This is a genomic window from Rubrivivax gelatinosus (assembly GCF_004340905.1).
Taxonomy (GTDB): Bacteria; Pseudomonadota; Gammaproteobacteria; order Burkholderiales; family Burkholderiaceae_C; genus Rubrivivax; species Rubrivivax gelatinosus.
Genome location: NZ_SLXD01000014.1, coordinates 25,729 through 37,985, shown reverse-complemented (window position 1 = coordinate 37,985; position 12,257 = coordinate 25,729). Strand labels below are relative to the sequence as shown.

Genomic DNA, 12,257 nt, shown 5'->3' with positions numbered 1-12,257 from the left:
CCTGCGAACCTGACGAGGTGATGCTGCTGCCGGCGGCGGCGCAAGACGGGCGGCCGGCAACGATGCGCAGGCGCGCTGTCGTCAGGGTGGGCGCGACAGGGGACAATCACGGGCATGGACCTACATGTGCCGATTACCCTGACCGACGAACTCGCCGACGAGGTCGTCACCGCCAGCGCCCGCCTCAACCTCGCCAGCGGCGAGATAGGCCGCATCGAATACCACGAATGGGACGTGGGCACCCAGGGCCTGCCCTGGGAGCGTGACGACTACGAATTCACCAGCGGGACGCTGTCGAACGCCGGCAAGGACGTCGAGTTCAGCGTCACCGTCAACCGCACGAGCGGCTGCTACTCGGTCAGCGCGGACGAGCTGCTGGAGATCAAGGTGAAGGCCGCGCAGCTGTTCGCCGGCATCAGCGGGACGGAACTTGCCGCCGGCGCCCGCGGCGGCCGCACGCACTGAACCACCCCGGTGGGCACCCGAGCGGTGCCCACCCACCCGGCGCCGGGATCTGCCGGCACCGACGATGGTGGCCGCGGCCCACGCCGCCAGCCGGCGCTCCTGAACGCCCCCCTGTGACCGCCTCGGTCGCACCGTCTCCACCCTCCCCCCCCTGCGCGCCCCGGCTCACCCAAACAGGTGAGGCCGCCTCACCGCCGCATGTGATTCGGCCCGCGCACGCTTGGCCGACGATCGCGCATCGCACTTCCTGGAGACGTCGATGGCGCTGTACGAATACCGCTGCGCGGACCATGGCCCGTTCGACCGCCACTGGCCGCTGGGCACGGCGCCGGCCGAAGCCGAGTGCCCGCACTGCGGCGCCGCCGCACGGCGCGTGTTCTCGGCGCCGATGCTGAGGACCGGCCGGCGCAGCGAATGGACCGCCGCGCTGGACCACGCCGAGAAGAGCCGGCACGAACCCGAGGTGGTCTCGGCGCTGCCCTCGCTCGGCCGCTCACCCCGCCCCGCCGCGCCGCTGAACCCGGCGCTCTTCACCCTGCCCCGGCCCTGAACACGGCCGGCAGCCCTCGTGCTCCGCTCGCCGCGGAGCGGTCTTCCCACGCCCCTCGAAAGGTGAGCCATGCCCCAGAACCTCTTTCCGCTGGACAACACGAAGAAGTTCAAGGACCAGAAGATCGTCGGCCACAACCGCTGGCACCCCGACATCCCGCCGGCGGTGAAGATCAAGCCGGGCACCGTGTTCCGCGCCGACTGCCGCGAGTGGTTCGACGGCGCGATCCGCAACGACGACTCGGCCGACGACATCCGCCACGCGCCTCTGGCCGGCGTGCACGTGCTCTCCGGCCCGTTCTACGTCGAAGGCGCCGAGCCGGGTGACCTGCTGATCGTCGACATCCTCGAGATCGACGCCTGCAACCAGGAGGACTCCGGGCCGCTGTCGGGCCAGGGCTGGGGCTACACCGGCGTCTTCGCGCGCAACAACGGCGGCGGCTTCCTCACCGAACGGTTCCCCGACGCCTACAAGGTGATCTGGGACTTCCGCGGCGACGTCGCCACCTCGCGCCACATCCCCGAGGTCTCGTACACCGGCATCCACCACCCGGGGCTGATGGGCACGGCGCCGTCGGCCGAACTGCTGGCCAGGTGGACGGCGCGCGAGAAGGCGCTGATCGCCACCGACCCGATGCGCGTGCCGCCGCTGGCGCTGCCGCCGCTGCCCGACAGCGCGATCCTGGGCTCGCTCAAGGGCGCCGAGTTCGAGCGTGTCGCCGCCGAGGCCGCCCGCACCGCGCCGCCGCGCGAAAACGGCGGCAACCAGGACATCAAGAACCTCACCGCCGGCAGCCGCGTCTTCTATCCGGTGTTCGTCCCCGGCGCCAACCTGTCCTTCGGCGACCTGCACTTCTCGCAGGGCGACGGCGAGATCACGTTCTGCGGCGCCATCGAGATGGGCGGCTTCATGGACCTGCACGTCGACCTGATCAAGGGCGGCATGGCCAAGTACGGCGTCAAGGAGAACGCGGTCTTCATGCCCGGCAACCGCGACCCGCAGTACTCGGAGTGGCTGGCGTTCTCGGGCGTGTCGGTCGACTCGGGCGGTAAGCAGCACTACCTGGACTCGTGGCTGGCCTACCAGAACGCCTGCAACCACGCGATCGATTACCTGATGAAGTTCGGCTACACCGACATCCAGGCCTACATGATCCTCGGCACCGCGCCGGTGGAAGGCCGGCTCTCGGGCGTGGTCGACATCCCCAACGCCTGCTCGACGATCTACATCCCGCGCGCGATCTTCGACTTCGACATCCGGCCGTCGGCCACCGGCGCGCCGCACCAGGTCAGGCAAGGGGTGCAGGTACCCCGTTCCGGCAACTGAGCGCCCGAGCCGGCCGCCCCAGCCGCGGGCGGCCGGCCCCACACGAAGGAGACACGCGATGCTCGGACTGGTCCTGTTTTTCGTCGGCGCCGTGCTGTGCCTCAACGGCCTGTGGCTGTTGGGGCGCATCGGCGACAACGAGATCTCCATCATCAACTACCTGGTCGGCGGCATCACCCTCGTCGCCTGCCTGGTGCTGGCCTTCGGGCCCGGCGCCGACGCGGCGTCGATCAAGGCCGCGGCGCTGACGCTGCTCTTCACCTTCACCTACCTCTGGGTGGCGATCAACCGCAGCAACGGCGCCGACGGCCGCGGCCTGGGCTGGTTCAGCCTCTTCGTCGCGCTGACCGCGGTGCCGGTGACGCTGCAGACGCTCGCCGGCGCCGACAGCACCTGGGGCTACTGGTTCGGCTTCAGCTGGGCGGCCTGGGGCGTGCTGTGGTTCATGTTCTTCCTGCTGCTGGCGATGAAGAAGCCGATCGCGCGGCTGGTCGGCGGCCTGACGCTGGCCGAAGGCGTGCTGACCGGCTGGGTGCCGGGCTACCTGCTGCTCAACGGCCTGCTGAAGTAGACGATGCCGCTCTACGACTACCGCTGCGAACAGGGCTGCGGCGAGTTCCGCGCCTTCCGGCCGATGGCCGAGTCGTCGCAGCCGGCGCCCTGCCCGCAGTGCGACACGCCGGCGGCACGCACGCTGGCCGCGCCGATGCTGGCGGGTGCCTCGCCCGGCTGGCTGGGTGCATCGCCGGCCGCGGGCGGCGGCTGGCGCCGCGCCTGCGGCTTCGGCTGCAGCCACGCAGGCTGCCGCTGAAGCCGCTGACCCCGGCGCGGCGCTGCCGCGCCGGCTTCAGTGCGCCAGCGCCGGGCCTTGTCGAACCTGCGCCGCCAGGTCCTGCGGCGCGCAGGCCGGCGCCAGCGCATCGCCCTGCCCCAGCTCGCAGCCTTCCCACTTGAAGAACTGCGCGTCCTCGGGCGAGGCGATGCCGTCGGCAATGACCACCGCCTGCAGCGTCTGCGCCAGCGCGATCAGCGACCGTGCGACGGCCATGCGCTCGGGCTGGCCGGCGACGCCGCGCACGAAGGGCCGCGGCAGCTTCAGCCGGTCGGGCGCCGCGCCGCTCAGCTGCGGCAGCGAGATCGTGCCGGCGCCGAAGTCGGCCAGGGTCAGCGTCACGCCGGCGGCGCGCAAGGCCTCGACGGCCGGCGCGGCGCCGCGCAGCGCGGCTTCGCCGACCAGCAGGTCCAGCGTGCCCGGCGCCAGCCCGGCCGCGCGCACGGCGTCGACGATGCGGCGGCCGACCTCGGGCTCGGCCAGGCCATCGCCGGCCAGCGGCACCGACACGCGCAGCGGCCGCCCCAGCGAATCGGCCCAGGTGCGGGCCCAGTGCAGCGCCGCGGCCAGCAGCGGCTCGGCCAGCGCTGCCGGCAGCGCGCCGTCGCCGGCGGCCTGGCGCAGGCGTGCGGCGCTCAGCCACCCGGCCGCCCCGCGCCACTGCGGCAGCAGCTCGACGCCGACGACCTGCCAGTTCGCCAGCGCCACCTCGGGCTGCACCTGCAGCAGCGCGGGTGCGCCCAGCGCGGCGAGTTCGGGCCGCAGCGGGTCGGCCGCGCGCTCGGTGGCCGGCGTCCCGCCGGCGCGCAGCTCCAGCGTGCGGCGGTAGGCGCGCAGCCCGCTGATGACGATCGAGTTCAGGCGCTGGGCGGTGATCTCGGTCTTCAGGAAGTAGCCGTTGATCTCGTGGCCGTGCATCACCTCGGCCTCGGGCGCGACGCCAGGCTGGCCGGTGCGCAGCACGATCTGCATGTCGGCGTTGCCCAGGCGCTGGCGGATGTGCTGCACCAGCAGCAGCCCGGCGTCGTCGGTCTCCATCACGACGTCGACCAGCGCCAGCGCGACGTCGCGGTGGCGCGCCAGCAGATCACGCGCCTCGGCCGCCGAGCCGGCCGTCAGCAGCTCGACGGCGCGGTCCTCGAACCGCAGGCCGGCGAGGATCAGCCGGGAGACCTCGTGCACCATCGGCTCGTCGTCGACCAGCAGCAGCTTCCAGGGCCCGGTTTCAGGCTTCATCGCGGCGTGTCCTCGGCAAGGCACCCAGTATGCGGCCCATGTCCGGCGTCTGCCGGGCGACGCGAGGCAGACGCAGCACGAAACGCGCGCCGCCGCCCGGCGCGGCATCCAGCGCCAGCGAGCCGCCCAGCTGGCGCGCGACGATCTGGTTGACGATGTACAGCCCCAGCCCGCTGCCGCCCTGCAGCCGGCGCGTCGTGTAGAAGGGTTCGAACACCCGCGTGCGCAGCGCCGGCGCGATGCCGCGGCCGTTGTCGGCGACGTCCAGGCGCAGCGCCTCGTCGTCGGCCTCGGCGCGCAGCAGCAGCCGCCGCGCGCCGGGCGCGCCGGGCTCGAAGGCGTGCTGCACGGCGTTGAGCACCAGGTTGGACAGCACCTGCGCCAGCGCCACCGGGTAGCTCTCGAGCACCAGCCCGGGCGGGACCTCGATGCGCAGTTCGATGCCCGCTTCGGCGATGCGCGGCGCCAGCGCGGCCAGCGTCTCGTCGACCGCCTCGCGCAGGTCCAGCCGGCAGCGGGCTTCGGGCACGCGGTCGATGGCCAGCTGTTTGAAGTTCTGCACCAGCTGCGCCATGCGCGTCGCGTTGGCCAGCAGCAGCCGCGCCGAGCCGGCGGCGTCGGCCAGGCATCGGCCCAGCGCCTCGTCGTCGAGGCGGCCGTCGCGCCGCGCCGCTTCGGCCTCGGCGATGCGGTCCGACAGGAAGGAGGCGCTGGTCACCGTGATGCCCACCGGCGTGTTGATCTCGTGCGCGACACCGGCCACCAGCGCGCCCAGCGAGGCCAGCTTCTCGGTCTCGACCAGGCTGGCGCGCGTGCTTTCCAGGTGCTGCAGCGACTCCAGCAGTTCGCGTTCACCCTGCTCCTGCGCCTCGTGCGACAGCACGATCCACCACGCGCCCAGCGAGGCCACGGCCAGCGTCGCGACGTACAGCCGGGCCATCACACGCACCAGCTCGTCGCGCGTGGCGGCATCGTGCAGGTCCATGAAGCGGTAGGTCAGCAGGAAGGCGGCGCCGATCAGCACCGCGACGACACCCAGCAGCCCCAGGAAGCGCCCGAAGCGGCGCAACACCTGCGGCTGGAAACGCGCCGGCCGGGGCGCCGCCTCGGCGCCGGCCGGGCGCTTGCAGAAGTCGTGGCAGTGCAGCTCCAGCCCGCAGCACAGGGAACACAGCGAGCCGCCGTGCAGCGGGCAGTGCACCATGTCCGGCGCCTCGTACTCGCGCTCGCAGACGCAGCACTCGACCAGCGTCGTGCGCGGCGCGCTGCGCCAGCGGTCGTCCCGGCGCGCCAGATACCAGCGCCCGCGCGTGGCGTAGCCGATCACGATCGCGGCGACGAAGGACAGCGCCAGCGCGACAAAGCCGAAGAAAGCCTGCCCCCAGGGCCCAAAGACGCCGGCATAGGCCAGCAGCGCCACCGCGGCGGCCAGCGCCGTGGCGCCGCAGCCCACCGGGTTGAAGTCGTGCAGGTAGGCGCGCTTGAACTCGACGAAGGGCGGGCTGATGCCGGTGCGCTTGAGCACCACGAGGTCGGCCACCAGCGCGCCGATCCAGGCCAGCGCCACCGTCGAATAGACCGACAGCACCGTCTGCAGCGTCTCGAAGATGCCCAGCAGCGCCAGCAGCAGCGCGATGACGACGTTGAACACCAGCCAGACCACGCGCCCCGGGTGGTAGTGCGCCAGGCGCACGAAGCAGTTGGACCAGGCCAGCGAGCCGCTGTAGGCGTTGGTGACGTTGATCTTCACCTGCGAGACGGTGACGAACAGCGCCGCCAGCGCCAGCGCCAGGCCGGGGTCGGCGACGACCTGGCGGTAGGCGTGCACGAACATGTGCGCCGGCTCAGCCGCCTGCGCCGCGCTGGCGCCGGTGCGCAGCGCCAGCACCGCCAGCAGGCTGCCCAGCGTGACCTTGGCCGCGCCGATGAGGATCCAGCCCGGCCCGGCGGCCAGCAGCGCCGCCCACCACTCGCGCCGGTTGGCGGCCGTGCGTTCGGGCAGGAAACGCAGGTAGTCGGCCTGCTCACCGATCTGCGCCGCCAGCGCCAGCATCACGCCGGCGGCGGCGCCGAAGAGCAGCGGGTCGAAGTGGCCGCGGCTGCCATCCAGCCCGGCGTAGGAGGTCCAGGCGCCGACCACCGACGGGTCGCGGTACAGGATCAGCAGCACCGGCAGCACCAGCAGCGCCAGCCACAGCGGCTGCGTCCAGGCCTGCAGCCGGTTGATCGCCGTGACGCCGTAGAACACCACCGGCACGATGACCAGCGAACACAGCAGATAGCCCAGCGGCAGGCTGAGCCCGGTGGCCAGGTTCAGCGCCTGGGCCCAGATCGCCGTCTCCAGCGCGAAGAAGATGAAGGTGAAGCTCGCGTAGATCAGCGAGGTGATCGTCGAGCCCAGGTAGCCGAAGCCGGCGCCGCGTGTCAGCAGGTCGATGTCGACGTTGGACACCGCGCAGGCGTAGGCGATCGGCAGGCTGACGAGGAAGATGACGATCGAGGCGACGACGATCGCCGTCATCGCGTTCTGGAAGCCGTAGCTCAGCGTGATGCTGGCGCCGATGGCCTCCAGTGCCAGGAAGGAGATGCCGCCGATCGCCGTGTTGGCCATCACGCGCGGCGCCCAGCGACGGTAGGAACTGGCGGCGTGGCGCAGCGCGTAGTCTTCCAGCGACTCCTTCGCCACCCAGGATTGGTACTCGCGCTTCACTCGAAGCATGGAAAGCCCGCAGGTGCCGCCGCGGGCCCCGATGAGCCAGGGTAACGGCGGCCCGTGCACCTTCCCACTGGTCGTTTCCCGCTCTTGCGCTCGGGCCCGATCCGGATTGACATCCGTTAACCGGGCACCAGAATCGTGCAGAAATCGCAGCCAGGAACCCAGACCATGGCCCGTTCCGCCGTCATGGCGCCAGAGGCGACAACGCCCGCGCCCCCGCACGAGCTGGTGCACGCGATCCACGCCGCCGGAGCCGACGACGAGAGCTGGCCCGAGGTGCTGGACCGTTTGCGCAGCCACCTCGGCGCGCGCGCCGTGACGCTGGTGCATCACGAGTTTCTCGGCGGCGGCGAGGTGACGCTGTACGAGTCCGCGACCGGCGGCACCGGCGGCATGACCGAGTACGCGGCACGCAACCCGTGGTTCATGTCCAGCTGCGACTACCAGCCCGGCCGCGTGATGACCGGCGACGAGCTGATCAGCACGCCCGACCTGCGCCGCACCGACTTCTACCGCGAGGTGCTGCAGCCACGCGGCCTGCTGCACCTGCTGTGCGGCGTCGTCGACCAGCGCCAGCGCGGCGCGCACGTGCTGGCCGCCTACCGCGCCGAGAACGAACCCGCGTTCGACGCCGCGCAGAAGGCCGAGCTGCAGCTGCTGCTGCAGCACGTGACGCTGTCGATGCGCAGCCAGTGGCGCTGGCAGGAGGCGCACGACCTGGCGCACGCGCTGCTGCGCCTGTCCGACCAGGACACCAACCCGGCGATCCTGGTCAGCGCCGACGGCGAGCCGGTGCACACCAACGCCGCCGGCGCGCGGCTGCTGGAGCGCCGCCACGGCCTGCGTGTCGACGGCGGCCGCGTCGTCGCCGCCCACCCGCACGACCGCCGGCTGCTGGCCGAGACCATCGCGCGTGTCGCCCACGAAGCGCCCGGCGCCGAAGCCGCGCGCCCGGCGGTGCTGACGCTGGCCGGCACCGCCGACGACGAGCCGATCGTCGTCGTCGTGCGCCCGGCCGGGGCCGTCTTCCGCCGCCACGCCGGCAGCCCGCGCGGGCTGGCGATGGTGGCCGTGCGCGGCGCGCAGCCGCGCCACGACCCGGCGGCCTGCGTCTTCGCGCGCCAGTACGAGCTGACCGCGGCGCAGGCGCGTGTCAGCGCGCTGGTGTTCTCGGGCCAGTCGCTGGCGACGATCGCGCGCTCGCTGGGGCTGTCGGACAACACCGTGCGCAGCCACCTGAAGCAGGTCTTCCAGAAGACCGACACGCACAGCCAGATGGAGCTGGTGCACCTGCACGCGCGGGTCTGCAGCGCACTGCCCTAGCCGGGCTCGGCCTCCGTCCGGGACCGCTGGCGCGCCGCCACCGCGGCGACGAAGCTCCCGAAGGCGTCGAGCAGCGGTGCGCCGTCGAAGGACTGGCCTTCCAGGGCCGCCAGCGCCTGCACCGTCGCTTCCAGCGTCGACACCTGATCGGCACGCCGTGCGGCGCGGATGACGCGGTAGCGCGTGGGCGCCGGCGCGTCCAGCGACAGCCGTGGCAGCGCGGCCAGCAGCGGATGTTCCAGCAGCAGGCGCAGGCTCTTGCGCCAGGTGGCGTCGATGACGACCAGGCGCACCGGCGCCATGGGCGCGGCGTGGGACGCCGCCGGCGCCGGCGCGGCCGGCACGTCGGGGTACAGCAGCCGCGTCTCCCAGCCCGGCCGATGCAGCAGCGCGCGCAAGGCCGCGTCGTCGAAACGTTCACCGACGACCACCTCGCAACGCGCCAGCGACAGCCGCAGCAGCGCGACGCTGTTCTTGGCCTGGCGCTGCTCCTGCGGGTGCTGCAGCACCAGGACTTCGGTGCGGTGCGGCGTGGGCCGCGCCAGCGCGCAGAGGCAGGTCGCCAACGGACGCAGGCAGCGGGGGCAGACAGGGCGGGAACTGGCGGGCGAAGCGGGCATGTCCGCGAGTGTCGGGCAAGGGCGAGGCGGCCCCGGGTACGTCCACCCGCAGGTCCAGCCGCGGCACCACATCTGGGAGCGCAAGGGAGCAGACCGCCGGCAGCAGCGCTTGACGGTACTGCGTCGCGCGACTTCAATCGCCGGCGGCCCCGGGAAAGCCTGCCGGCCTCTTCCCAAACACTCCGGAGTGACTGGATGGACTACAGCGAGGTCGTGCAAACCGTCGCCGGCCTCGTGTCGGCGCGCTACGTGTTCCCCAACGTCGCGCAACGCGTCGCGGCGCATCTGCGTCGGCGGCTCGAATCGGACGCCTACGCCACCAACGATCCAACCGAGCTCGCGACGCGCCTGACCGACGACCTGCGGCAGGCCTCCGGCGACCTGCATCTGCGCGTGCGCCACGAGCCGGAGCCGCACGTTCCGGAAGCGCCGGGCGTGACGGTGCGCGAGCAGAACGACCGCGCGGCGCACTGCCGTGCCATGGGCTTCGGCATCGCGTCGGTGCAGCGCGTCGCCGGTAACGTCGCCGTGCTCGACATCCGCGAACTGGTCGAGCCCGAGCTGTCGCGCCCAGCCTACGAGGCGGCCTTGATGTCGGTCGCCGATGCGTCGGCGCTGGTCATCGACTTGCGGCAGTGCGTGGGCGGCGACCCGGCAACGGTCGCCCTGGTGTGCTCGGCGCTGGTCGACCGCCGCACGCCCTTGAGCAGCATCGTGCCGCGCTCCGCACCCGTTGAGGCGTTCTGGGCCGACCCGGCGCCGCATGCCCCGAGCTTCGGCGGCCGCAAGCCGCTGCTGCTTGCCGTGGCCGGCTTCAGCTTCTCGGGCGCCGAGATGCTGGCCTACGACCTGCAGGCGATGGGGCGGGCCGTCGTCGTCGGTGAAACGACCGGCGGCGGCGCCAACCCGTGCAACGTCCACTGGCCCTCGCCCCACTTCAGCCTGCTGCTGCCGGAGGCGAGCGCCCGCAACCCCATCACCGGAAACAACTGGGAGGGGTGCGGGGTCGTGCCGGACGTCGGCTGCGATGCGGGCGACGCGCTGCGGGTCGCGCTCGGGCTCGCCCGGCAGCGCGTGGCGGCAGGCGCGTGAGCGGATCGCTGCGCAGTATCGCGGCCCAAGCCGCCTGGCTCGACGGCGAGCCGCGCTTCGCGCCCTGAAACGCGGCGCCGCCCGACGCGCGGGCGGCGCCGCTTTGCCTTACCGCGACAGCTTGATCTGCGCGCTGGTGGCCGTCAGGTAGCCGACCGAGGCGCCGAAGCGGTCTTCATAGTTGGCGCGGATCAGCGGGTCCAGCGTCGGCTGGACGACATCGTGCAGCGGGGACTCCCAGTCACCGGCGTGCTGGAAGTTGCTCATGATGTAGGTGAAGCCGTGGATCGTGTCCACCGCGTGCAGCCCGGTCGACTCGGCACCCGAAGGCGTGGACAGCACGCGGCTCAGCGTGCCGGTGTCGACGTTGTAGGCCCACAGGAAGTTGTTGACGTGCATGCCGCTGTCTTCGCCGATGAACAGCGTGCGCATCTCTTCCGAGAACTTCAGGTTGTCCGGGTTGGCGATCTTGTCGGCGTTGGCCAGGTTGCCCAGCGCGTCGGCGGTGCTCAGGTCTTCGCCCAGCAGGATGAACTTTGACGTGGCCGGCACCCATTCGCTGTCGATCGCCGCGCCCGCGCTGTCCTTCTGGCCGGCGCCGAGCGTGTGCTCGAGCACGCCGCCGGCGTTGATCGCCGAGGCGAAGTTGACGTTCAGCGCCGGCACGTTGCTGGACTTGCCCGTCACCATCGAGTCCTTGATCGCCGCGATCGCCGAGTAGGCCTTCTTGTCCTTGATGTTGACCGTGGTGCCTTCCATCTTGGTGAAGGACAGGCTGCCGCCCATCAGCGCGGCGTAGCGATGGGTCTCCAGGAAGGCCGCGGCCTTCTCCATGCCCGGCTTGACCTTGACCCACAGGCTCTTCTTGTTGAGCACGATCTTGGTGTAGCTGGCGTCGTCCGGGTCGGCGGTCAGCGACTCCATGATGTCGGTGGCCTGGATGCCGCCGTCCACCAGGGCCTTGATCTCGGCGCTGGTGGCCGAACCCAGCTTGATCCAGCTGACGGTGGCGGTGGAGCTGGCGTCCAGCGTGCTGGTGTACCTGGCCACGTACAGCGTGCCGGAGGACAGGTCCTGCGCCTTGTCGGCGACGAACATGAACAGGCCGCCGTTGGTGGCGTCGTCGCCCATCAGCGCGGTGCGCTGGTCCGGCATCACCTGGATCAGCTCGTGCGAGATGCGGCCCAGGCAGTAGTGCTTCTTGATCGTGCCGGTGCCGTCCTTGTTGACCGTGACTTCGGGCATGTGGCCGTAGTCGTACGGGTTGGCGGTGCCGGCGTCGCCGAACAGGTTCTGGCTGAAGCCCTGCAGCACGGCCAGCGACTGGCCGAGCGCACCCTGGTCGAAGGCGTCGGGTTCGTACTCTTCGGAGGACAGGTGCGTGCCCCAGGGCGACAGGCTGGCGCCGCAGGTGATCCACAGGCCCTTGACGCCCGAGGTGTCGACGTTGTGGTACTTCACCAGGCTCAGCTTGCCGGTGGACTTGTCCTGGTCCAGCGTCAGCACGGCGATCGGCGACGGCAGCTGGCCGTACATCGAGTCCTCGGCCTGGTTGCGCGTGGCGTACTCGAACTGCACCACCGCGAAGACGGTGTTGCCGGTGACGCCGGCCACGCTGGCGCCGTCCACCGTCAGCAGCGAGGAGCCGTCCGGGCAGTCCGAGAAGAACTGGCGTTCGGAGCCGGCCACGGAGCTGTCGACGATGGGCTGGTTGTCGATGTCGTAGTAGCCGCCGGCGAGCACGGTGCCGCCGTTGCCGTCGGGCACGTCGGTGCCGGTGATGAAGAACGGCTGGTAGGCCAGCGTGAAGCTGCGCGTGCTGTTGTCGTCGTAGGCGACGACCAGCGACGAGGCGGTGTAGGTGGTGGCCATGTTGGCCGGGTTGGCCAGCGTGGGCGCGGCCATGCTGCTGAACGTGGCGCTGACGTAAGCCGGGTCGTCGCCGCCGTCGCCGCCGCAGGCGGTCAGCAGGCCGGCAGCCGACAGCGAGGACGCCAGGGGCAAGAGGGGAGCGCCTGCCATGGCGCGAATCAGACTACGGCGGGAAAGGGTGGCCCCGGTGATCGGCGAACGGACCTCGGTCATGTGTGCTGCCTG

At 71.7% G+C, this 12,257-nt stretch carries 11 protein-coding genes; 7 read left to right on the top strand and 4 right to left on the bottom strand.

The window, feature by feature from the left end; translation table 11 throughout:
* Positions 1-114 precede the first annotated feature (114 nt).
* From EV684_RS19670 to EV684_RS19650, 5 genes are all read left to right on the top strand, one after another.
* Positions 115-465, top strand: a complete 351-nt coding sequence (locus EV684_RS19670) for a hypothetical protein (protein ID WP_132649048.1) — start codon at positions 115-117, stop codon at positions 463-465.
* 259 nt (positions 466-724) lie between these two features.
* A complete protein-coding gene (locus EV684_RS19665) occupies positions 725-1,015 on the top strand; it encodes an FmdB family zinc ribbon protein (RefSeq protein ID WP_132649047.1) in 291 nt (96 codons plus the stop codon).
* 69 nt (positions 1,016-1,084) lie between these two features.
* The gene (fmdA, locus tag EV684_RS19660; protein ID WP_132649046.1) at positions 1,085-2,341 is read left to right on the top strand and encodes a formamidase; all 1,257 of its coding nucleotides are present in this window, start codon (positions 1,085-1,087) and stop codon (positions 2,339-2,341) included.
* A 58-nt stretch (positions 2,342-2,399) separates the two neighbouring features.
* Positions 2,400-2,912: an AmiS/UreI family transporter gene (locus EV684_RS19655; RefSeq protein ID WP_014428259.1), complete on the top strand. Its 513-nt coding sequence runs from the start codon at positions 2,400-2,402 to the stop codon at positions 2,910-2,912.
* Positions 2,913-2,915: 3 nt separating this feature from the next.
* Positions 2,916-3,152 carry an FmdB family zinc ribbon protein gene (locus EV684_RS19650; protein ID WP_132649045.1) on the top strand — a complete coding sequence of 79 codons (237 nt, stop codon included), beginning with the start codon at positions 2,916-2,918 and terminating at the stop codon, positions 3,150-3,152.
* A gap of 36 nt (positions 3,153-3,188) precedes the next feature.
* Here the strand turns inward: EV684_RS19650 and EV684_RS19645 are convergent, their stop codons facing one another.
* Entirely contained in the window at positions 3,189-4,409 is a 1,221-nt protein-coding gene (locus tag EV684_RS19645) for an EAL domain-containing response regulator (protein WP_132649044.1), read from the bottom strand.
* The gene (locus EV684_RS19640) at positions 4,399-7,128 is read right to left on the bottom strand and encodes an ATP-binding protein (protein ID WP_207184592.1); all 2,730 of its coding nucleotides are present in this window, start codon (positions 7,126-7,128) and stop codon (positions 4,399-4,401) included. Before EV684_RS19640 ends, EV684_RS19645 begins: the two co-directional genes overlap by 11 nt.
* Before the next feature lie 165 nt (positions 7,129-7,293).
* Here EV684_RS19640 and EV684_RS19635 point away from each other — a divergent pair, with 165 nt between their 5' ends.
* On the top strand, positions 7,294-8,448 hold the full coding sequence (locus EV684_RS19635) for a helix-turn-helix transcriptional regulator (protein ID WP_132649043.1): 1,155 nt from the start codon (positions 7,294-7,296) through the stop codon (positions 8,446-8,448).
* On the opposite strand, the gene EV684_RS19630 is transcribed toward EV684_RS19635, so the two are convergent.
* Entirely contained in the window at positions 8,445-9,068 is a 624-nt protein-coding gene (locus EV684_RS19630) for a tRNA-uridine aminocarboxypropyltransferase (protein WP_132649042.1), read from the bottom strand. The genes EV684_RS19635 and EV684_RS19630 overlap by 4 nt on opposite strands.
* Before the next feature lie 195 nt (positions 9,069-9,263).
* Between EV684_RS19630 and EV684_RS19625 the strand changes: the two genes are divergently transcribed.
* Positions 9,264-10,160 carry a S41 family peptidase gene (locus EV684_RS19625; RefSeq protein WP_132649041.1) on the top strand — a complete coding sequence of 299 codons (897 nt, stop codon included), beginning with the start codon at positions 9,264-9,266 and terminating at the stop codon, positions 10,158-10,160.
* A 108-nt stretch (positions 10,161-10,268) separates the two neighbouring features.
* Here EV684_RS19625 and EV684_RS19620 read toward each other — a convergent pair whose 3' ends face one another.
* A complete protein-coding gene (locus EV684_RS19620) occupies positions 10,269-12,245 on the bottom strand; it encodes a PhoX family protein (RefSeq protein WP_132649040.1) in 1,977 nt (658 codons plus the stop codon).
* Positions 12,246-12,257 lie beyond the last annotated feature (12 nt).

Coding starts and splice junctions, on each gene's coding strand:
- EV684_RS19670 (WP_132649048.1), top strand. CDS start 115: ATGGACCTACATGTGCCGATTACCCTGACCGACGAACTCGCCGACGAG.
- EV684_RS19665 (WP_132649047.1), top strand. CDS start 725: ATGGCGCTGTACGAATACCGCTGCGCGGACCATGGCCCGTTCGACCGC.
- fmdA (WP_132649046.1), top strand. CDS start 1,085: ATGCCCCAGAACCTCTTTCCGCTGGACAACACGAAGAAGTTCAAGGAC.
- EV684_RS19655 (WP_014428259.1), top strand. CDS start 2,400: ATGCTCGGACTGGTCCTGTTTTTCGTCGGCGCCGTGCTGTGCCTCAAC.
- EV684_RS19650 (WP_132649045.1), top strand. CDS start 2,916: ATGCCGCTCTACGACTACCGCTGCGAACAGGGCTGCGGCGAGTTCCGC.
- EV684_RS19645 (WP_132649044.1), bottom strand. CDS start 4,409: ATGAAGCCTGAAACCGGGCCCTGGAAGCTGCTGCTGGTCGACGACGAG.
- EV684_RS19640 (WP_207184592.1), bottom strand. CDS start 7,128: ATGCTTCGAGTGAAGCGCGAGTACCAATCCTGGGTGGCGAAGGAGTCG.
- EV684_RS19635 (WP_132649043.1), top strand. CDS start 7,294: ATGGCCCGTTCCGCCGTCATGGCGCCAGAGGCGACAACGCCCGCGCCC.
- EV684_RS19630 (WP_132649042.1), bottom strand. CDS start 9,068: ATGCCCGCTTCGCCCGCCAGTTCCCGCCCTGTCTGCCCCCGCTGCCTG.
- EV684_RS19625 (WP_132649041.1), top strand. CDS start 9,264: ATGGACTACAGCGAGGTCGTGCAAACCGTCGCCGGCCTCGTGTCGGCG.
- EV684_RS19620 (WP_132649040.1), bottom strand. CDS start 12,245: ATGACCGAGGTCCGTTCGCCGATCACCGGGGCCACCCTTTCCCGCCGT.